This is a genomic window from Gardnerella swidsinskii (assembly GCF_003397705.1).
Taxonomy (GTDB): Bacteria; Actinomycetota; Actinomycetes; order Actinomycetales; family Bifidobacteriaceae; genus Bifidobacterium; species Bifidobacterium swidsinskii.
This window is the reverse complement of record NZ_QJVB01000003.1, coordinates 180777-203407: the sequence shown is the minus strand read 5'-3', so window position 1 is coordinate 203407 and position 22631 is coordinate 180777. Positions and strand designations below refer to the sequence as shown.

Sequence of the window (22631 nt, the reverse complement as noted above, 5' to 3'; positions counted from 1 at the left end):
CTTAAACTAGAAGAACTAGCGTATTAGTACAAGAACGCAGAATCAAATAATTAGTCGCAAGCACCAACGGTGTGAACGTAGATGGAGTCAGTACGACCAGCCTGGCGTTCACCCTGAGCAGTGCTCAAGATAACAATCTGATCACCATCGGAAACCTTACCGGCTTCGCGAAGAACCTTGTCGGTGAAGATCATCAAATCGTGACGATTCATGTCATGGTAATCTTCATCAATCAAGAAGCCTTCAGTGCCCCAGCTCAAAGCCAACCAACGATAAGTGTGCTCATTGTTAGTCAAGCCAAAGATTGGAGCGGTTGGACGTTCACGAGAAATACGATGAACTGTGCGACCAGTCTGAGTGTAAGCAACAATAGCCTTAGCATTAAGCTTATCTGCCAAATCAACAGCTGCAGAAGAAACAGCACCGGTGCTAGACATATCAAGCTCAACAGCAGGAATGCGATCATAGCCGTGCTCAGTTGCGTACTGAGAAATACGGGACATGGTCTTTACGGTAACATCTGGGTACTTACCAACAGCAGTTTCGTTAGAAGTCATTGTTGCGTCAGCACCGTCGAGAACAGCGTTAGCGCAGTCAGAAGCTTCTGCACGAGTTGGAACTGGAGAGTTAACCATTGTGCCAAGAACTTCAGTAGCAACGATAACTGGCTTTGCATAGCGACGAGAAAGCTCGATGCAACGCTTGGTGACCAGTGGAACCTCTTCGAGAGGCATTTCAACAGCCATATCACCACGAGCAACCATAATGCCATCGAAGGTCTTAACAATCTCTTCCAAGTTTTCAACAGCCTGTGGCTTTTCAATCTTGGCGACGATTGGAATACGACGACCTTCTTCGTCCATGATTTCGTGAGCGCGATCAATATCGGTAGCGAAACGCACGAAGGACATAGCAATAATGTCAGCGCCGGTGCGAATAGCCCAACGAAGATCAGCCTCATCCTTTTCAGTCAAAGCTGGAAGAGAAACTGCAACACCTGGGAGGTTAATGCCCTTGTGGCTGGAAACTGGACCAGCAACAATAACCTTAGTGTGAACGTCGTTGCCTTCTACCTTGGTTACCTCAAGACGAACCTTACCGTCATCGATAAGGATTGGGTCGCCTGCGTGGCAATCTCCTGGCAAGCCCTTAAAAGTTGTAGAAGTGCGGTGCTCGTCACCTTCAACATCATCAGTAGTGATGATGAACTCCTGACCTTCTTCCAAATAAACCTTATCTTCGCCTTCAGCGTTCTTCTTGAACCAACCGCAGCGAATCTTTGGACCTTGCAAATCAACAAGAGCAGCAACATTGCGGCCAGTGGACTTGGAAGCTGCACGAACGTTGTTGTAAACGCGCAAATGATCTTCAGGAGTGCCGTGAGAACGGTTCAAACGAGCAACATCCATACCGGCTTCAACAAGCTTGGTAATACCTTCCAAGGATTCGGTAGCTGGACCAATAGTATCAACGATTTTGGCTTTACGCATAATGCCTACCTATTTTCTATTTCTGTTTATTTTTTATGAGCGATTTAATGATAGAAACCATAAAACGCCCAATTCCGCTTTCCAGTGTATCAACGTATTGTGACCGCTTATTGTATTTATTCGGCGTTTTGTGAACGCTCACAGAAAATAACATAAAATCGCAGATAATACTTGAATAACGCTCAGATAATGCTTGAACAATAGTTGAATAATAATTGAGAATAATAGTTATTTTCTAACTTTGAGCATCGCTTATTTGGCGCAACTCTTTCTTTAGATCGCGTATCTCGTCGCGCAAACGCGCTGCAAGCTCGAATTGCAACTGCTCTGCAGCAACATGCATCTGCTCACTCAAATTTTTAATCAGCGACATAATATCGTCTTGCGGAAGCTCAGAAACATTCGCCATACGCTTTTCTTTGCTTTGCTGCCCAAGATTCGGCTCTTTTGGCACGCCATAATGCGAGTTCCCAGCCTTATTAGCATTCCTGTAACCGCCTGCTAGCAAAGTTTGAGTATCAACATCCTCTTTAGCGAGCATATCGTTCACATCGCTAATCTTCTTTCGCAAAGGCTTAGGATCAATTCCATGAGCCTTGTTATACGCGATTTGCTTTTCGCGACGGCGCTCTGTCTCACTAATCGCCTTGCTCATAGCATCAGTAACAGTATCCGCATACATAAGAACAGTTCCAGAAACGTTACGAGCAGCACGGCCAATCGTTTGAATAAGCGAACGGTAGGATCTTAAGAAACCTTCCTTATCTGCATCCAAAATCGCAACAAGCGAGACTTCCGGCAAATCCAAACCCTCACGAAGCAAATTGATGCCAACAATCACATCAATTTTGCCTTCGCGAAGCTCACGCAAAAGCTCCACTCTGCGCAAAGTATCAACATCTGAATGCAAGTACTCAACTTTAATACCAAGCTCAAGGAAGTAATCAGTTAAGTCTTCCGCCATTTTCTTTGTAAGCGTAGTAACAAGCACGCGCTCATCTTTTGCTACTCGCTCCTTGATTTCCGCAAGCAAATCGTCAACCTGACCTTCTACAGGGCGAACCTCAATCTTAGGGTCAAGCAAGCCGGTAGGGCGAATAATTTGCTCAACTACACCATCTGAAAGCCCAAGCTCGTAATCTCCAGGCGTTGCAGAAAGATACACAGTTTGACCAACGTGCTCCAAAAATTCTTTCCACTTTAACGGTCGATTATCCATTGCCGATGGCAGTCTAAAGCCATGTTCTACAAGCGTTCTTTTGCGCGAAGCATCGCCTTCATACATAGCTCCAATTTGCGGCACTGTTACATGCGACTCGTCTAAAACTAGCAAAAAGTCATCCGGGAAAAAGTCAAGCAGAGTATGCGGAGGCGTGCCTGCATCGCGTCCGTCAAAATGCCTAGAATAATTCTCCACTCCTGGGCATACACCAACTTGGCGAAGCATCTCCAAATCGTACGTAGTTCGCATTTCCAAACGCTGAGCTTCCAGCAATTTGTTCTGCTTTTTAAGCTGAGCTACTCTCTCGTCGCGCTCTTTTTCAATCGCCTCTAACGCGCGCTCCATGCGCTCCGGTCCTGCAATGTAGTGAGATGCTGGGAAAATATGAACGCTACTCTCCTGGCGAATTACTTCTCCTGTAAGAGGATGTAACATAGTAATTCTGTCGATTTCGTCACCGAAGAACTCAATTCGCACAGCTAATTCTTCGTACACTGGAATAATCTCAACCGTGTCACCGCGCACTCTAAAAGTTCCGCGCGTAAAGGCAATGTCATTGCGTTTGTATTGCATACTCACAAATTGACGCAATAAATCATCTCTCTCAAGTTGCTCGCCAACGCTTAGCATAAGCATTCGCTCGGCATACTCCTCTGGAGTACCAAGTCCATAAATGCAAGAAACAGTAGCCACAACAACGCAATCGCGTCTAGTAAGCAAATTCGCTGTAGCAGCATGACGAAGCCGCTCAACATCGTCGTTAATATTCGAATCTTTTTCAATATACGTGTCTGTTTGCGGAATGTACGCTTCTGGCTGATAGTAATCGTAATAAGACACAAAATAGCTCACAGCATTATCTGGCATAAGCTCGCGAAATTCCGCGCAAAGCTGAGCTGCCAAAGTTTTATTTGGCTCAATAATAAGCGTCGGTCGTTGCAAACGCTCAATAAGCCAAGCGGTTGTAGCAGTTTTACCAGTTCCCGTAGCACCCATTAAAACAACGTCGTTTTCTCCGTTTTCAATGCGATTAGCCAGCTCGTCGATTGCTTGCGGTTGATCTCCTGAAGGCTTGTATGGTGCTTTTACTACAAAAGGCTTGTTCGTGCGCTGAATTTTATTCGACATGTATTTACTTCCCCAGTTTTTTACTTCCCCAGTTTCGTCATTTCAGCGCTTTTATTGTTTGCGTCACACAACCATGATTTTAGCGTATTGTCAACACTGTTAAGCATCGATTCCATTGGTTTAGTGGAATCAACTACAAAATCTGCGATATTTTTTCGCATTTTACTAGGAAGCTGACTATTTATGCGCGCCAAAGCCTGATCCTCAGTCATATTTCGCTCGCTTATCATTCGTTTAACGCGAATTTCTTGAGGCGCTTCAACAGTAATAATATGGTCAAAACTAAATGGAATGCTGTCGATTACTTGCGCAAAGAGCGGAATATCGTGCACAATAACTGAATTTATACTGTCCAACACGTTGCGATTTTCCTTAGAAATTTTACTAATATACTCGCTTTCATACTTGCTTTCTAAGAGCTTTGCGCAATCATAAATAGCAGGATGAATAAGCGACTCAAGCTTCTTACGATTTGCACAACTCTCATCGGAGTACCCAAAAACATGCTTTGCAATAAACTCGCGATTTAAAGAGCCATCATTCAAAACGACATTCTCCCCAAAAATGCTTACGATTTGCTGAAATACGTAACCTCCTGGCTTCACAACCTCGCGCGATAAAACATCGTAATCTATAACAAAAGCGCCAAGCGAACGCAAATGGTTTACTACAGTAGATTTTCCAGCTGCAATTCCGCCCGTTACAGCAATCCGCATCATTGTCATATATAAATTATAAATAATGCCCCGGCAAATAATTACCAGGGCATTATACGCTAAATAATAATTGTAAAATTAGTCTTGAAGTTCAGCTCCATCGGCATCCTTATGCCACTTAGAACCAGGCTGAGAGCAAAGAATGCAAATTCCTTCAATAAATGCCCAAATTCCAGAAACAAAAGCCAGCAAGCCGAAAGAAAGAATAGAAATAAGCAGCTGAGCAACAGCCTTGCCTTTAAAACCAAGATAGAAATTGTGCACACCCAAAGCACCCAAAAAAATGGCTAACAGGCCTGCAGCAATCTTGTTACGAGAGCTTCTGTATGTGTTTGATGAATAATTAGACCCATAGTTAGAGTATGAAGATGCTTGATTGTACTGAGGAGTAGACTGAGAGTACTGACCATATTGCGGCTGAGCATTGTATTGCGGCTGAGCATTGTATTGCGGCTGAGCATTGTATTGCGGCTGAGCATTGTATTGCGGCTGAGCATATGAATTCTGATCATACTGTGGCTGAGCATTGTACTGAGTATGAGCACCATACTGGGATTGGTTGTTATATTGTGGCTGAGCCTGGTTATACTGCTGGGACTGATCATTGTACTGTGGTTGTCCGTACTGAGTCTGTCCGTCAGAGCCGGAGTAATCTCCAGTTTGATTATCTAAATCACTCACAATAATCACACTTTCTCTCGTAAGAAATTTATTTTCTTAAAAACTGTATAATAAAAAATTAATAAATCAAAGCGTTATTACTAAAGATATTAAAAGATGCCCCGATGATTACTCACCGAGGGCATCTTATTTATAAGCTTTTAGTAGAAAAATACTTCTTTTCGCTCAAAAGCTGTTCACACAAAGCTGCGAGCTGATCGGAATCAGCTAAAGCACCTTCGATAGAAGTTTCATTCACGCGCTAAAACATCGTAATCTATAGCAAACGCGCCAAGCGAACGCAAATGATTTACTACTGTAGATTTTCCAGCTGCAATTCCGCCCTTTACCGCAATCCGCATCATTGTCATATATGAATTATAAATAATGCCCCAGCAAATAATTACCAGGGCATTGTTTATTAACAATAATTATAAAACACTAATCCTTTAACTCGGCACCATCAGCATCTTTGTGCCACTTACTTCCAGGCTTTGAGCAAAGAATCAAAATACCCTCAACCAATGCCCATATTCCCGTAATAATCGACAGGAACCCAAAGGAAAGAACAGAAATAAGCAGCTGTGCAATCGCCTTTCCTTTAAAACCAAGGTAAAAATTGTGAATACCCAATGTGCCTAAGAAAATCGCTAGCAAACCTGCAACAATTTTCTTGCGCGAGCTTACTAAAGTTGCTTTAGTGTTCTCCTCACTATTTCCATCGTACGAAGGGAACTGAGCATTTTGCTGGTTGTTTTCCAAAGTGTTCATATTTTAACCATCCTTTTAGTAAATACGATTAGTAAATACGATTGACGTTTTACATCATATAATCACGATTATTAAAAGAAAATTGATTGTACCTATATTTAATTACAAAACTTGAGTTATAAAATACTTGTCAAATATACTCAAGATACTCGTAAAACATTATGAACAACAATACGCAAGATGCCCCCGATGATTAGTCACCGAGGGCATCTTACTGTTTTATTTACAAGCTTCTAGTAGAAAGTAGAAACTACTTCTTTTCGTTCAAAAGCTGTTCACGCAAAGCTGCGAGCTGATCGGAATCAGCTAAAGCACCTTCACTAGTTGCTTCAGAAGAATAGTTGGAAGCAACTTCTTCCTTCTTTTCTTCCTTAGCTGGCTTCTTTTCAGCTTCTTCGCTCTGACCGTCAGCAGCAGCAGATTCAGCTGCAGCCGCAAGTTCCTTAGCAGCGAATGCCTTGTGCTCTTCCCAAAGCTGGTGTGCTGCAGCATACTGAGCTTCCCACTCTTCGCGCTGCTGCTCGTAACCGACCATCCATTCGTTAGTGTTTGGATCGAAGCCTTCTGGGTACTTGTAGTTGCCTTCAGCATCATATTCAGCTGGCATACCGTAGAGAGCTGGATCAAAATCTTCAGAATTTGGATCTACAGCTTCAGTAGCTTGCTTCAAGGAGAGGGAAATGCGACGACGATCGAGATCAACGTCGATAACCTTCACGAATACTTCTTCGCCACCCTTAACAACAGTTTCTGGGTTCTCTACGTGACGGTTCGCAAGCTCAGAAATGTGAACCAAGCCCTCAATGCCATCTTCAACGGAGATGAACACACCGAACTGAACAATCTTTGTGACCTTGCCCTTAACGACCTGTCCAGGAACATGAGTGCGAGCGAAGCGCTGCCATGGATCTTCCTGAGTTGCCTTAAGGGAAAGGGAAATACGTTCGCGATCGAGATCAACGTCGAGAACTTCAACGGTAACCTTATCGCCAACCTTAACAACCTCAGATGGATGATCAATGTGCTTCCAGGAAAGCTCAGAAACGTGAATGAGACCGTCAACTCCGCCGAGATCAACAAACGCACCGAAGTTTACGATAGAAGACACAACGCCTTCGCGAATCTGACCCTTCTTAAGCTGCGAGAGGAAGGTTTCGCGAACTTCGGACTGGGTTTCCTCAAGGAACTGGCGACGAGAAAGCACAACATTGTTGCGGTTCTTATCGAGCTCGAGAATCTTAGCCTTAATCTTCTGGCCAATGTATGGAGAAAGATCGCGCACGCGACGCATCTCAACCAAGGAAGCTGGCAAGAAGCCGCGAAGACCGATATCAACAATCAAGCCGCCCTTAACAGCTTCAATAACGGTACCTTCAACGATGCCGTCTGCATCCTTAATCTTCTCGATGTCACCCCAAGCACGCTCATACTGTGCACGCTTCTTGGAGAGAATAAGACGTCCTTCCTTGTCTTCCTTAGTTACAACAAGGGCTTCAATGGTGTCGCCAACCTCGACAACATCATCTGGATCAACGTCTTTTTTGATGGAAAGTTCACGGGAAGGAATTACACCTTCAGTTTTGTAGCCGATGTCCAGCAATACTTCGTCGTGATCAATCTTTACGACTGTACCTTCAACTAAATCACCATCATCAAAATTCTTGATGGTTGAATCGACTGCCTTGATGAAGTCTTCTTCGGTGCCAATATCATTAATCGCAACCTTGGCGACTTCGTTATTATTCTCTGCCATTAGTTATTAGTGGTTTCTTCTTGGGGTGGATATTACTCGATATTTAATTATGTATTTACGTTACGTGTGCATACTATGCACACGCTTTGTCGATTTTATATACAGGTATAGCCAAAATTTACGTTTTACTTCGGGCGTGTCGCATTTTATTTGCAATTAGCTGCTCGCTCAGCCATATCTACAACATTCGCCAGCAACATAGCTCGAGTCATCGGACCTACTCCACCAGGATTCGGAGAATACGCTCCAGCAATTTCTCGACAAGCTGAATCAACATCACCTTTTACACGGTATCTGCCAGCCTCTTCATCAAAAACACGAGATACACCAACATCAACAAGAACAACGCCAGGTTTAATATCTTCAGGCTTAACAAAACCAGCACAACCCATTGCTGCAATTATTACATCAGAACGGCGCATAATCTCCTGAACATTCCGAGTATGCGTATGGCACAACGTAACAGTTGCATCTACTCCCCTGCGTGTTAACAGAAGACCAATAGTACGCCCAACCGTAATGCCACGACCAAGCACACAAACTTCCTTACCAGAAAGTTCAATACCGTACTCATCAAGCAAAGCTAAAATTCCACGCGGCGTGCACGGCAAAGGTGTTGTAATATTACCGGAAATATGCGTAACAAGTTCACCCAAATTATATGGATGCATTCCATCACAATCTTTTGCAGGATCAATAGAAGAAATAACTTTTTGAGCATCAATACCTTTTGGCAATGGCAGTTGCACAATAAATCCAGTACAAAGAGGGTCATTATTTAATTTCTGTAAAGCAGCAAGAATCTCATCTTCACTAGCATCTTCTGGCAGATCGCAACGAATAGAATTAATCCCCACTTCTTCGCAATCACGATGCTTACCAGCAACATATTTCAACGAAGCAGGATCACTACCTACAAGCAACGTACCCAAACCTGGATTAATGCCTTTTTTATGTAAAATAGCAACGCGCGCTGCCAAATCTTTTTTAATTTTACTAGCTAAAGCCTTACCATCTAGCACAATAGTCATAAAAAATTCCTCCCAACTCGCACAATTCGTAAGGATAGGCTATCGTGAAGTATAGAAGATATGGGTCGACTAACAATTTTACGTGCGCCGACGCACCATTATCACGGGAGGAGTCACAGTGATGCGTACCGTTCTTTGTGCAGTAAAGAAGTTTGGAAAAACTGCCATAACATGCCTTATTGCTTCTGCAGTAATACTTGGATTTGCAGCTTGTGGAAAAACTGAGGAAAAACCAAAAGAAAAACCAAAAGCTGCAACAAATATTTCTGTTGTATCCACTGTTGACACCTGGGGTAGCTTAGCTCAAGAGATTGGTGGCTCTGACGTCAAAGTTGAATCAGTTATGACTGGTTCAGATACAGACATATCGTCGTTTAAACCTAGCTCAAAAGATTTAAAAAATATGCAGAATGCACAAGTATTAGTTACAAATGGTGCAGGCTACGATGATTGGGCAAACAAAGTACACCCAGCTAAAGCTGAAGTGCTTAGTGCAGCAGGTACTGTAGGAGCACTTAACGGAGACAATCCATATCTTTGGTTTTCTCACGATGCTAGGAATGCTATGGCATCTGCCATGGCTGACACCTTCTCCAAAGTTTTGCCATCAAAAAAGCAAGCTTTTTCTAAGCGACTAGCACAATGGCAGGAAAAGGAAAAGAAATTAACCACCTACTTAAGTGATTTCTCTAAAGAAAATGGTAACGCAAAGTATGCTTCTACATCTCCTATTCTTTTCTGGCTAATGTCTGATGCCAATTTGAAAGATAGCTCACCTAAAGAATATGTTGACTCAGTAAATAACAATAATGAACCAGAACATTCAAGCGTTGAGGAGTTTCAGAAGCTTATTGAAGGTCGCAAAATTGATGTGTTGATTAGCGATAGCCAGCAAGGAAACGATGTTCTGAACTTGCTAAGCGGAATCGCAGGACGCAGCTACACGTCTACAGTACGAGTAAGCGAACTTATGCCAAAATACGCAGATCAGCTTGATAAATGGATTATGAAGATTTGTGACGACCTACATAATGCTGTAAAAGCAACAAAGGATATGCGTAAAGACATTGATGATAAAGAGCCTCAAAAAAAGCCAATCACTGAGAAGCCACATGTAGCAAAGAATACTAATCCTAAAAATTCTAACCAAGGTCAGCAAGATCCAGGCAAGTAAATTTAGGTGAATCTATAAACATAAAAATCCTTGTATTTTACAAATGCAAGGATTTTTTATTATCTGTTTTAAGCAAGAACAAAAGCAAAACATACAATAAATACGTAAGCAAATATATAAGCAAAAGCCCTTCTAACTCGCCGATATACCGACATTTAGAAGGGCTTAAATAATATGAACAATTAATATTTATTTATTTTGCATATCGCAAATCATTTTTTCTTAGATTTCTTGCTACGCTCTTCTAACAGCGCTAAAGTTCGCGATGCAGGCTCTTCTGGAGCTACAGTATGGTGATTTTCATCGCCTTCTTGAGGCTCCTTGTATCCAAGATTCACATCTAAAAGTCGCTCCGCCTCAATCTCATCAATCTTTTCAGACAAAGCAATTTCGGAAATTAAAATACTGCGAGCGCGAGCAAGCATTCGCTTTTCTCCTGCAGATAAACCATGTTCATCAACATCTCGCTGAGATAAATCACGAACTACTTCAGCAATATTGTTAACATCGCCAGTAGCAATCTTCTCTACATTAAGCTTGTAGCGTCTAGACCAATTCATCTCTTTTTCAACTATTGGAGTACGCAAAATCTCAAAAACTTTTGCAACTTCTTGCGCTCCAACAATGTCTCGCACGCCAACTTTTTTAACATTATCGACAGGTACGTTAATTTCTAAACCATCAGATGATAACACTACCAATCGTAAATATTGACGAGTTACACCTTTTACGGTGCGCTCACTAATTTCTTCAACACGAGCCGCACCATGACGAGGATAGACGACCATATCGCCGACTTGATATTCCACAGAACCCTCCGTATGCACAGAAAAACTCATAACAGTTTCCCATAAGGTCACGACTTGAAAAAATTTTCATATTTTTTTCACAATAGCGCGAAACACACGCGACTTACAGCAATAAAGCATGTATGATAGTCAACATGAGTACAGTTACTAACATCAATGAAGATGCAGTCGCAGTTCCAGTCCGACAGGACGTATTAGCTGCGGTGAGCAATGCAGAATATTACAATCCACATGAGGTTCTTGGAGGTCACCTTGGAACTGGCAAAGGTGCCGACACTGTAACCGTCCGCGTATTGCGCCCTATGGCAAAGAAAGTTGTTATTCTTACTAAGAACGGTGAATACGAAGCTAAACACGAATATAACGGCATCTTTACAGCTGTTATTCCTGCAGTAAAGCATACAAAAACAAAGTCTTGGTCTGTTCCTAGTTATCGCGTTTACACTGTGGAAATAGACGGTTCTGAGTCCACAGATGATGATCCTTACCGTTATTTGCCTCAAGTTGGCGAACTTGACATGTACTTATTTGGAGAAGGTCGTCATGAGCGTCTTTGGGAAGCATTAGGCGCACACGTCAAAACGATAACAGATTCATGGGGACTTATATCTCCTGAAACTGGAAAGATGGTAAAGAAAGTTACTGGTACTGCTTTCTCAGTGTGGGCACCAAATGCTCGTGCAGTACGCGTAGTTGGTAACTTTAATTACTGGAATGGTCGTCGCCACGCTATGCGTTCACTCGGCTCTTCTGGCATTTGGGAACTTTTTATTCCAGGAGTTACAGCAGGAGAAGTATATAAGTACGAAATTCTTACACAATCTGGCAATTGGATTATGAAAGCCGATCCAATGGAGCGCTCTCATGAAGTTCCACCAAACACAGGATCTGTTGTTGTTGATTCTGAGTTTAAGTGGCACGATACTGATTGGATGGATGAGCGCGCAAAAACAGATGCTCACAATGGTCCAATAAGCATTTACGAAGTACAAGCTAACAGCTGGAATCGCGATTTGGGTAATTATCGCGAACTTGCTGATCATTTAGTTGATTATGTGCAAAGAGAAGGCTTTACTCACGTCGAGTTTATGCCGTTGACACAATATCCATTCTCTGGATCTTGGGGATATCAAGTAACGGGTTATTATGCAGTAGATTCTCGCCTTGGCTCCCCTGATGACTTTAAGTACTTGGTAGATAAACTCCACAAAGCAGGCATTGGCGTCATTATGGATTGGGTTCCAGCTCACTTCCCTAAGGATGACTTTGCACTCGGTCGTTTTGATGGCACAGCATTATATGAGGATCCTGATCCTATGCGAGGTGAGCATCCTGATTGGGGTACTTACATCTTCAACTTTGGTCGTCATGAAGTTCGTAACTTCTTGGTTGCTAATGCTTGCTTCTGGCTTGATGAATACCATGTTGACGCGTTACGCGTTGATGCAGTATCCTCAATGCTTTACTTGGATTACAGCCGTGAAGCAGGACAGTGGAGACCAAACATCTACGGCGGACGCGAAAATCTTGAAGCAATTGACTTCATTAAGGAAGCAAACGCAACTGCATATAAGAATAATCCTGGCATCATGATGATTGCTGAGGAATCCACTGCTTATCAAGGCGTAACTGCACCAACCGATATGGGCGGCTTAGGATTCGGCTTGAAGTGGAATATGGGCTGGATGCACGACACTTTGCAATATCTTAAAGAGGAACCAATTAATCGTCGTTGGCATCATAACGAAATTACATTCTCAATGGTTTATGCATACTCTGAGCATTATGTGTTGCCATTAAGCCACGATGAAGTTGTGTACGGTAAGGGTTCGTTACTTGGAAAGATGCCAGGAGACGAATGGCAACAGTTCGCAGGATTGCGAGCATTGCTTGCATACCAGTGGTCTCATCCAGGCAAGAACCTTCTGTTCATGGGTGGAGAAATTGGACAGTCCAGCGAATGGAACTTCAATACTTCGCTTAACTGGAATGAGCTGCAATGGCCGTTCCATCAAGGTGTGCAAAAGCTTGTTGCAGATTTGAATACTCTATATAAGAGCTCTCGTGCATTCTGGAGTCAAGACTTTACTCCTGATGGTTTCCAGTGGCTTACAAGCGACGATTCCGATCACAATACTTTAAGCTACATGCGTATTGGCGACGACGGAGAAGAAATCGTTGTAGTAGTAAACTTCTCAGGTCAAGCTTGGCAAGACTATCAGGTTGCGTTACCAAAAGGCGGACAGTGGGAAGAGATACTCACAACTGATGATGCAAAGTATTGCGGATCTAATATTCACAACGGCACATTCACTGCTACTGCTGAAGAGTATCATTCTCGACCATACTCTGCAAGAATCACTGTTCCAGCGTTAGGTGCGGTATTCTTGAAGCCAGTACAACACTGAAAGGTCTTTTTAAAATATGCTAAACGCTCCATCAGCTGGCGTAAATGCTCGTACAATTCTCGTTGTTGAGGATGAGCCAGATCTTGCTACAGCAATTGCACAACGCATTACTGCACAAGGCTGGAGAGCAAGAGTCGCTACAGATGGAGCGTCTGCTGTTAGAGCTGCCGAACAACTAAAACCTGATCTCATAATTATGGATATTATGCTTCCTATTATGGATGGGATTGAAGCAACTCGACGAATTATCTCCAAAATGCCTGTTCCTATCCTCATGTTAACAGCACGCGACGCAGAAGCCGATAAAATTGTTGGCTTAAGCGCAGGCGCAGATGATTACATGACTAAACCATTTTCGCCACGTGAGTTAATTGCTCGTTGCGCAGCATTGCTGAGACGCGTAGAACGCGCATCGCAAATAGCAAAGACAATGGAACATGAACGCACAATTAATTTTGGGTCACTTATTATTAGACCTCGTCAAAGACTTGTAACTTTAAACGACAAAGAGGTACATTTTACACCAACTGAGTTTGACTTGCTCGCTACTCTAGCTCGTCATCCTCATACTGTATTTAAGCGTGAAAAGTTACTTGAAGAGGTGTGGGATTGGCCGGATGCTTCTGGAACTCGCACAGTAGATTCACACATTAAGTCTTTGAGACATAAAATTGGATCGGAATGGATTCGTACTGTACACGGAATAGGATACGCATTCGAGCCACCTATTAGTGATTACGACAAAGTTCTGCAATCACAAGTTTCATAAATAATTACTACTTTCATAAATAGTAAATAATTACAACACTTTAGCTTCGGAAAATTCGTAAATGGTATTAGAAAATAAAATAGATAATGCTAATTCTGAGCAATATAAAAATACTAAACAACGTAATTTATTAAATAAAAACTCAAATGCTCAACTTAAAAATAAGTCAAAAATGCGATTTACGAATTCTTCTGTAAAGCATAATTATCCAAATCGACCTGTCGGATTTTTTTCATCTCTAAAAATTGAACTTTCGGCAATTATTGTTTTTGCAACAGCAATTGCTTTCGTAATGGCATGGTTTTTACTTAAAACTGGTCTAAATGGCTGGATTGCAATGCCATTAACACTTATTGTTGCTCTGGGAATTACATACATTTTTTCTAGAGGACTTACAGCACCACTTCGTCAAATGAAAAATGCTGCAGAAGCTATGGCTGACGGAGACTATTCTGTGCGAGTTGCTGTAGAAAATCGTCGTGACGAAGTAGGTAAATTAACTCTTGCATTTAATGAAATGGCAGAAGAACTTGAACATGCAGATCAAATGCGTAGAGAGCTTATAGCAAACGTAAGTCACGAACTGCGCACTCCTGTTTCTGCTTTACAAGCGATGCTTGAAAATCTTGCAGATGGAGTTGTTGATCCTACTCCATCTAATATGGAAGCTATATTAAACCAAACTCATAGACTTGCTGATCTTATTACTTTCCTTCTTGATTTATCTAGAGTTGAAGCAGGCGCGGAAAGCCTTAATATAACTTCATTTAATTTCACAGACTTTATTGACGAAATTATCGAACCACTAGAAATAGCTGATTCAGGTCATAATCATAATATTGAAGTTCAAATTAATGATGAGATTGAATTAACAGGAGATCAAGCTCGCCTTTCGCAACTTTTTACTAATATTATTTCTAACGCTCTAAAACATTCAGATGATGGAACTCGTGTTCTTATAAGTGCTCATATTAATCACAGCCAAAACTCTGTAATATGCAATGTTGTGAATTTTGGAGAACAAATTCCTCAAGAAGATCGCGCCGATATTTTCAGAAGATTTGTTAAAGGAAATCAGCGAATTGGCACAGAATCAGGAGGAACAGGATTAGGATTATCAATTGCTCGTTGGGCTGCACAATTGCACCATGGAACTGTAAAAGTAGTAGACGATAAACGCGGTCCGAACTTTGAAATTGCGCTTCCACTAAACTATAGCAATACAATAGCAAACTAACATTCGTAATCTGCTGTACGATCATCCTTATTGCATACACATGCTAAAGAAAAGCATGCCAAAACAGTAATTCCACTACTCTGTAAAGTTGAAACGCAGCTATTCATAGTTGAGCCAGTAGTTACAATATCATCCAATACAATAGCTTTGTACTCGCGTTGATTTTCAAACTTTTGCTTTCTCAATTCTTTAAAATCGATGCTAAACGCCTTAGAAATTCTGTTAGACCTTCCGCGAAAACCGGAAGTTTGCACTGATTTCGCAGTAATTCTAGCATCCATACTTACAATATCTAAAACGTATGCTCTAATGCCACTATTACACAATCGTTTAGCAACACAATTTGCAACAGGCAACATATGCTTACGTCCACGATGCCTTGATGAATGCTTAGACGACGGGACTGGTATAACAAATATAGGTTTTTCACTTATATAACAAGAATGCGAGCGCAAAAATTTAGATATAACTTCTACTACTAAATCGCCAATAAGTTCACCAAATATTTTGTCACATGCAATATCGAAATGATCCTTCCACAATAATATTGAGCGGCGAACAACCGTAGAATACGAACCACACGCGTAGCGATATCCACATACTGTTCTGGCAAATGGTGCACGTTTCCAGCATTGCAACGCTTTCTTGCAGTTTTCACACAATATATAATCTGGAGTATCACAGCCTGCACATGCGCGAGGCAAAAATAAATTAAATAAAGCAATCGCTACATTCTTCCAACTAGCAAAACGCCAATTTATAAAATCAACATCCTTGTTTTCACATACACCACAAGGTACAGATGCGTGACATGCTAATCCCCCATGAGATGTCACGCTTCTATACTTCTTTTTGTTTTGGTGGTTTATAACCTTGCGTCTCCCAACCATAATGACAGCATATGCGATAGCTTATTGGCTATGCAAATAAAAAATGTTATTGTGGATAAAAGGTATCTTAAAATGAAAAATTAATAAAATTCTATATTTCTAAAATATTAAGTACCTTATTACAAAGCTCTAAAGTATCCGAAGGATTACTTACTTTAATAATTAAAGCTCCTGTAAAGGCAGTAGGATAATCGTTTCCTCCAGGATACATACGATCGCCAATAAAAGTAATTTTTTCAATATTAACATCACAATATTGAGACAGCATTCGCAAAGCTTGAGCTTTATCGTCACCGCGCCTGTATATATCGATGCTAGTATCTCCTCCAGCGCGTACAGCAAAATTAGGTAAAGCTTGAGAAATGCTTTGTGCAAGTTGAGCTTTCAAACAACCGCTAGGATCCCAAGTTTTTTTATATTCAATAGGAGCTAGTTGTCCTAGTGCCGAAAAAGTAATTTGACTACCGCGGTTCTCTATCTGTTCTCCCCACAGCATTGGATCGCCGGGTTCTTTCCAAACGCCTATATTTTTTGCACACTTGTGTATTGCATCAATAACGCATTGCGCTTGCTTAAAATCGATAGTATGTTCATAAACACATTGCAATGACATGTCATTATTCACACGATAATAACTAGTTCCATTAGTGGGCATTATGTGAATATTTTTAAGATTAGTGCCAATAGTTAGCATATTTAAAATTTGCTTCTTAACTAACTCTAAGCAGCCACCTGTTATTACAGCAACAGGAATTATATCAATCAGCTTACTTAATGATTCAGCCATCGATTTAAGCATAGGTTTTTTAGAACATGCCAGTGTGTTATCTAAATCAAAAGCAATAAGAGACGATTTAGCAATGCTCAAGTCAAGATTAAACTCATTCCAATCATGCACTATTGGTTTGAGCATTACAAATCCTCCTGACTTTTAAAACCATATATACAGTATTCTATAGTGTGAGCGTATTTCACACACCGCATATTAATTATTTACATATTATTGCCCTAGCCTTCTCGTAAAGTGGAAGCATGACAGGTCTAATTTGGGAAGAACGTCACTATAGAAATAGGCATGGTAGAGGTCTTAGGGCACCAATATTTGGTACTCGACTTCCACAATATAGAACTGCTAGCGGAATGTTTGATGCCATGGTAGCAGCTCAAATTAGACGCCTTAACAGTGCTTGGCAAGCATTAACTAAAGACGTTCAATTCGCGGTAGAAGATGTGCCGCCTTCGCAACCACTGTTATGGGAGCAAAACCGCAGAATACTTTCGCAAGCTTTTCCAGCTAGCCGTGGTATGCAATCTAGAATTGTATTGTATAGGCTTCCGCTATGCACTCATGTAAGCAGCAGAAGTGAACTTCAATATGCTATCAGAGATGAGCTTGTGCAATGCTTAGCAGAACTATACGGTCGCAGACCAGAAGAAATTGATCCAGATTGGGGTTTGTAAACAATTTTTAAATTAATTAAAATTATTAAGTATTTTAATTAATTTATAGTCGCTTATAGCAATATTTTTATTCGTATTATTGCACAATATGATTGTCAGTTTTAACGTATACCTTCATTTCTTGCGGTTCCAAAGATTGCGCAGAAAGCCAAGAAATACCTGCTATACCAGCCTTATCGATTTCATCTTTATGAATACGGGCAGACAAAGCAACTTTGCTATGCGATTTCGCAATAAACATAACTGCATCGTGCGAAATTTCTGAAACAGGAATTCTTAAAGATGCATTCGCAGGAATCGTTACGTTTTTTGTAGCAGCTAATACACCATTTAAATCAAATCCTTGCAAACGCACAGCAGTATCTTTATCACTTGAAGAAGAAAGGTATAGAGCTGTTTCATTAGCAGAAACAGGCGATACAATTGCGCCACTACCTTGTACGTTAGATGGTGTAATAAAAGCTACATCTGATTGATTATCCTTGCCATCTTTAGTAATGGACATCATTACTTGAGTAGGAACATCTCCACTTACGCTCAAAGCATTAGCATGCTCCGGAACTTTTCCAAGATCGACAACTTGCAAATGGTGTGCTTTTAACGTCAAATTCTTTACTTCTTTAGAACCTGTATCATTCATCCATGAAAGCGTTACATTACCATCTTTATTTGGCCATACATATAACTTAGATTGATCGCCTTCACTAATACCTGAAAGAATATTTGTATTAGATTGAGTGCTTAATTCATGAACAATATCTACACCTTTTACAGATAAGCCACTCATATGAATGACTTTTACAAATGATGCTATAGGTGTCTGCTCGCTTTCAACTTGCACGTATAATCCAGAAGTCTTAGGAGAGGCAGCAGCAAGATCAAAATATGCATGAGAACGAGCAGGAACAGTAGAAGCACTTCCTGTAGAAAGATTTAACTGATTACTGCCATGCTCTGCAGACCAAGCTCTAACACGAACAACAGTGGATTTTGAAGCAGCATTAAACGCTTCTAAACGAATAGAAATTCCATCAGCAGATTCCGGAACTAGGAATGTCTGTTTCATAGACGGCATTGAACAGGTAGTTGCAGATAAACCTTTTACGTCACCTTTAGTAGCCCATGAAACCATGGAAGCAGATATTCCAGTGCCAGATCCAACTCGTGACAAATGTCCTTCTAGAACTTGAGCGTCATGATTTACATTATTGTTAGCAATAAAAGCTGACGTATCATCATCAGTTGATTTTGAATTCAACGTAATAGATTGATCATTGTTATCTCGTATGTTACGCAAGCTAGAACTATACACATCTCCAAAAGCACCATAACGAGCAGAAGATTGTAAATCGCCTTCTGATTCGTTATATTCGCTATCACCATATTGAGTCAAATCTGGAAGAGACAATCGAATAGGACAAATAGTTTGCAAACGAGTAGAACCAACACTACTTATAACGCCACTAGATGGAGTATTAGGATTGTCTACAAAGTGAGGCATTGGTAAGCATAATGCAACAACACATGCAGAAGCAATAAGTATTATTGCACTAAAAATAGCAAGTGAGACAATACTGACTATTTTGTTCTTGCGATTAATATCTACATCCGCATTTACTTCACCATGCTTAGAGCCCTCATGAGGATTTTTATGCCAGTTCATCTAATTCCTCCTCATGCCTGTCATCTGAACGTTCTATCATTGCATGTCTGCCAAATCGAGGCACGGCAACAATACAGTACAGCAGTAATACCATAGAAGAAACAATAATCCAAGGAACTCTCCACGCAAGAGGCCTAGATCGATAATACGGAGATGTAGAAGACAACGACTTAGAATCAGGCACACCATCAAATCTGCAATAAGTTCCTTGCGGTGATGAAACAACCAATTGTGTACCGTCAGAAGCGTTAACGTGTGCAATTAATTGTTCAGTAGCTTCTTTGTTAATATTACTCACAGTTTGCACAGAAGGATGTAACAATTGTTGTATTGACATAGAAGTTTTATGGGAAACCTGCTTATTTTCTGAACTATTAACAATATAAATACCACCAATTCCAAGTTGCTTTAACGTTGAAATTGCGCCATTATCTGCATGAGATAACAACTGTGCTGAGGCACGATATATTGCTTTATTGCTTGATGAATCACCAAACATTACTTGTCTAACACGAAGTGCTGGAGATTCGTCTATTGCATCTCCCTTAGATGTTCGCATAATAGAGATTGACAAATCATGGCTACTTTGAGCTCTTAAAGCAAGTATTCGCCGAGTATCGTCTTTTCGCAAATAATCAGAAACAACCATAGGGAGCTCATTGTTATTTGCGCAAATAGATGTAGCAGGTCCGCTCAATACAGCAAAAAGACCCAAAAGAACCGCCATAGTCAACATGCTACTTGCAAGAACAGCGCGTGCTATGCGAATTATGCGCTGCAACAATTGTGCCGCAGAACGACGCATTGCAGCACGTCTACTTGCACGAGTTTTATAGTTATCAAAAATTTGAGACTCAGATTCCTTCGAAGTACGTAGTGGCTCAAAGCGTCGAACAGCTTGACCGGCAACCATGCACATACAAGATAAAATGCCGACAGTAGATAATGCGACTCCAGGCAAAACGCTTGCAGCAACAGGTCCTGAAATATCGGATGCAACTACAACACGAGCGGCAATAAGAGATAACAGCATTCCGGAAATAATCACAACCCACATCATTCGAGAAACTCGCAAAGCAAAAGGCAAAGTTAATGACGTAACAGCCATAACAACAGCTAGAATTGCAAAAATTACCATTATTATTGTTCTTAAGCTCATCAATGGCATATTAATTTCAACATTAGGAGAAGCCATATTAAAAGCGTGCAACAAAACATCAGCGTAATCGCTTACGCGTGGAGCACCTTGCACACTTCTCAATGGCAAAGCCATACTAGAGAACAATTGACGCCACATTCCAGATTCGCCATATCTAATAGCACTTCCTATTGTAGGAAGCAAAACAATTATCGATGGTATAGGCATAAGCGCGAACATAATACGATGAGAGCGCACCATAATAAACGACGCAATAAAAATAACAATAAGAGGCAAAACAAGCTGCGGTTCTGCAGCTACTGGAACCATAAAGCATAATGCTGCGCATGCTGCACATTGAGTGGATTTAACAGGACGCACAGGATCTTCTGTTACGTACATTCCAACAGCATGGAACGCAAAAGCAAATGCTGCAGGCAAAAATGCCATAGTCATTAACATTGGCAAATCACCGCGTGCAAACAAACCAAAAGCAATAGCAATCATAGTCCAGCAAATACCAGCGCATACACGCACAGTATCCGAGCGCGTAAATACGCCAGCAAGAGCCCAAAAACTTAAACACATAGCTGGAGCAGCTAAGAAGAACATTAATGTGACAGCCAATAACGGGTTAGCACCAACCACAATTGATGCGATTGCCCAAATACTTAGCCATGGTGCTGGAGGAATTGCAGGTCCAAAACCATCATCAGGAACCCATGCACCAATAGCAGAATTCCATAGTTGATTGAAATCTGCACCCGTTGGTAACCATTGCTGTGCATTCCAAGAAGCGCCACTTAAAATTTCACGCCATGGAGAGCCATATAAATTCAATATGACTGCAAAAAGAAGAAGAGACGCAAGAATAACAGCACTCCACCTACGCAACACTCGAATATGCAAATGCCGCTTCGCTAGAGGACTCAACAGCACGAAATGCTGTTGAGCTTGGAAAGCAGAACTACGATCACGCCAACGTGCAACTTGATGACGATCTGCGATAAGAGGAACAAGTCGTTTTAATGGAACACGAGTATTCCTTGCAACCCTTCTGCGAGCAAAAACTGCTCTAGGTAATTGCATAATAGCAAGCCATGGCAAAAGCAGACGAATCCACGCTATATAAGGATGTTTAGCAAACAGCGAATGCAAAGCGCCAACGAAACAAGCAGGCAAACTAAGAATCCATATAAGAGGCCACAAAAAAATACTAATATCAGTGTATTTGTAACGCTGCTTAGCTACGAGAGAAGCTGCTACACCATACTTAGATCCTGAATTATTATGATTTCTAGCATCACCGTTACGAGTACGGATACCTTCTAACCTTGCACGCCTGTGTGCGATACGAGCTGAAGGAACTACAACAACACGACCTCCAGATAGACATACTCTACGACAAAAATCTCTTGATTCGCCAAAAGTTGTCATCCATGGTTGCGTACCGCGTAAAGTCTGCCATGCAGTTAATGTGACTAAAGCACCTGCTAGCGATACTGCATACACATCTCCACGCCCATCATACTGTTCTTGATCTGGCTCGCCGTCAACAGTAAGAGTATGAACACCGTGACGCCAAGCATACATTCCAACGTTGTGCAAGATATTTCCTTGCCAATCAACTTGTTTAGCTCCCAATACTGATGCAGTCGGAGTATTGCGCCAAGTTTCACGCAAATATTCTAAGCAATGGAAGTCTGCAGGACGAGAATCATCATGCAAAAGCCATAATGCAGAAACTCCTGCACAAGGCAAAATCTTGCGCAAAGATTTTTCTATTGCATCTCCAAAAGAATGAGCATAAGAAATGGGAATAATAATTATGTGTACAGATTTATTTTCACTATTGTTTACGCGAGTATTATTTACGCGATTAGTATTTGGTCTATATTTTGAATCGCTATCAATTGCATTATTGGAATCGATATTATTAGCATTCTGCAATAATGATTTCCTAGTATTAATTGCTCCCGCAAGCTTAGATGAATTAATTTTTATTTGTAAATTCGTTTGCATAGTCTGCTTTACTCGACTAGCACAATCGACTATTACTAAAGTTCCAGGAAGAATTGATTGACTTAGTACTGCATGTAACGTATCAGCATAAAAACGAGTATCTCGCTCCACACACATCATTGCCATAATGGACGAATCCACATCATGAGGATGCGCATCTTTCGCAGATGACAGCACCTGTAAAACTTCGTCTTCAAATGTAAGATTATGAGCGGTTATCGAATCCATACTTACCAGTTTACGCAGGGGGTATGTATCCGCCAAAACACAAGTCGTAATTCTAAATAAA

General features: G+C 41.2%; 17 protein-coding genes and 1 pseudogene. 5 read left to right on the top strand and 13 right to left on the bottom strand.

Going from position 1 to position 22631, the window contains the following annotated elements; translation table 11 throughout:
* Positions 1-50 precede the first annotated feature (50 nt).
* The 8 genes and pseudogenes from pyk to D0T18_RS04825 form a co-directional block, all read right to left on the bottom strand.
* Positions 51-1490: a pyruvate kinase gene (gene pyk / locus D0T18_RS04860; RefSeq protein ID WP_004111304.1), complete on the bottom strand. Its 1440-nt coding sequence runs from the start codon at positions 1488-1490 to the stop codon at positions 51-53.
* A gap of 235 nt (positions 1491-1725) precedes the next feature.
* Complete coding sequence (gene uvrB / locus D0T18_RS04855) at positions 1726-3840, bottom strand: excinuclease ABC subunit UvrB (RefSeq protein WP_012914055.1); 2115 nt, start codon at positions 3838-3840, stop codon at positions 1726-1728.
* 20 nt (positions 3841-3860) lie between these two features.
* Positions 3861-4565 carry a dephospho-CoA kinase gene (coaE, locus tag D0T18_RS04850; protein ID WP_116431779.1) on the bottom strand — a complete coding sequence of 235 codons (705 nt, stop codon included), beginning with the start codon at positions 4563-4565 and terminating at the stop codon, positions 3861-3863.
* 69 nt (positions 4566-4634) lie between these two features.
* On the bottom strand, positions 4635-5246 hold the full coding sequence (locus tag D0T18_RS04845; protein ID WP_162861142.1) for a TM2 domain-containing protein: 612 nt from the start codon (positions 5244-5246) through the stop codon (positions 4635-4637).
* A gap of 224 nt (positions 5247-5470) precedes the next feature.
* Positions 5471-5587 (bottom strand): annotated as a pseudogene (locus tag D0T18_RS04840) (dephospho-CoA kinase); the annotation flags it as partial.
* Positions 5588-5657: 70 nt separating this feature from the next.
* Positions 5658-5987 carry a TM2 domain-containing protein gene (locus tag D0T18_RS04835; RefSeq protein WP_004111099.1) on the bottom strand — a complete coding sequence of 110 codons (330 nt, stop codon included), beginning with the start codon at positions 5985-5987 and terminating at the stop codon, positions 5658-5660.
* A 250-nt stretch (positions 5988-6237) separates the two neighbouring features.
* The gene (gene rpsA, locus D0T18_RS04830) at positions 6238-7740 is read right to left on the bottom strand and encodes a 30S ribosomal protein S1 (RefSeq protein ID WP_012914051.1); all 1503 of its coding nucleotides are present in this window, start codon (positions 7738-7740) and stop codon (positions 6238-6240) included.
* 146 nt (positions 7741-7886) lie between these two features.
* Positions 7887-8771 carry a bifunctional methylenetetrahydrofolate dehydrogenase/methenyltetrahydrofolate cyclohydrolase gene (locus D0T18_RS04825; RefSeq protein WP_116440589.1) on the bottom strand — a complete coding sequence of 295 codons (885 nt, stop codon included), beginning with the start codon at positions 8769-8771 and terminating at the stop codon, positions 7887-7889.
* A 121-nt stretch (positions 8772-8892) separates the two neighbouring features.
* On the opposite strand from D0T18_RS04825, the gene D0T18_RS04820 reads away from it, so the two are divergent.
* On the top strand, positions 8893-9945 hold the full coding sequence (locus D0T18_RS04820) for a metal ABC transporter solute-binding protein, Zn/Mn family (protein WP_004110751.1): 1053 nt from the start codon (positions 8893-8895) through the stop codon (positions 9943-9945).
* Between the two features lie 212 nt (positions 9946-10157).
* Here D0T18_RS04820 and D0T18_RS04815 read toward each other — a convergent pair whose 3' ends face one another.
* On the bottom strand, positions 10158-10754 hold the full coding sequence (locus D0T18_RS04815) for a CarD family transcriptional regulator (protein WP_012914048.1): 597 nt from the start codon (positions 10752-10754) through the stop codon (positions 10158-10160).
* Between the two features lie 134 nt (positions 10755-10888).
* Between D0T18_RS04815 and glgB the strand changes: the two genes are divergently transcribed.
* The 3 genes from glgB (at position 10889) to D0T18_RS04800 (ending at position 15168) form a co-directional block, all read left to right on the top strand.
* Positions 10889-13162 (top strand): 1,4-alpha-glucan branching protein GlgB, encoded by a 2274-nt coding sequence (glgB, locus tag D0T18_RS04810; protein WP_033888684.1) that lies wholly within the window; start codon positions 10889-10891, stop codon positions 13160-13162.
* A 16-nt stretch (positions 13163-13178) separates the two neighbouring features.
* Positions 13179-13931: a response regulator transcription factor gene (locus D0T18_RS04805; RefSeq protein WP_102155265.1), complete on the top strand. Its 753-nt coding sequence runs from the start codon at positions 13179-13181 to the stop codon at positions 13929-13931.
* Between the two features lie 61 nt (positions 13932-13992).
* Positions 13993-15168 (top strand): sensor histidine kinase, encoded by a 1176-nt coding sequence (locus tag D0T18_RS04800; RefSeq protein WP_004110763.1) that lies wholly within the window; start codon positions 13993-13995, stop codon positions 15166-15168.
* Here D0T18_RS04800 and D0T18_RS04795 read toward each other — a convergent pair.
* Positions 15165-16058: a ComF family protein gene (locus tag D0T18_RS04795; protein WP_004110765.1), complete on the bottom strand. Its 894-nt coding sequence runs from the start codon at positions 16056-16058 to the stop codon at positions 15165-15167. The genes D0T18_RS04800 and D0T18_RS04795 overlap by 4 nt on opposite strands.
* 91 nt (positions 16059-16149) lie before the next feature.
* Positions 16150-16971 carry an HAD-IIB family hydrolase gene (locus tag D0T18_RS04790; protein ID WP_033888683.1) on the bottom strand — a complete coding sequence of 274 codons (822 nt, stop codon included), beginning with the start codon at positions 16969-16971 and terminating at the stop codon, positions 16150-16152.
* Positions 16972-17090: 119 nt separating this feature from the next.
* On the opposite strand from D0T18_RS04790, the gene D0T18_RS04785 reads away from it, so the two are divergent.
* A complete protein-coding gene (locus tag D0T18_RS04785) occupies positions 17091-17519 on the top strand; it encodes a metallopeptidase family protein (protein WP_012914044.1) in 429 nt (142 codons plus the stop codon).
* Positions 17520-17595: 76 nt separating this feature from the next.
* Here D0T18_RS04785 and D0T18_RS04780 read toward each other — a convergent pair whose 3' ends face one another.
* Positions 17596-19182, bottom strand: a complete 1587-nt coding sequence (locus D0T18_RS04780) for a DUF5719 family protein (RefSeq protein ID WP_004110770.1) — start codon at positions 19180-19182, stop codon at positions 17596-17598.
* The gene (locus tag D0T18_RS04775) at positions 19169-22570 is read right to left on the bottom strand and encodes a glycosyltransferase family 2 protein (protein WP_102703017.1); all 3402 of its coding nucleotides are present in this window, start codon (positions 22568-22570) and stop codon (positions 19169-19171) included. The genes D0T18_RS04780 and D0T18_RS04775 overlap by 14 nt, the downstream gene beginning before the upstream one ends.
* Positions 22571-22631 lie beyond the last annotated feature (61 nt).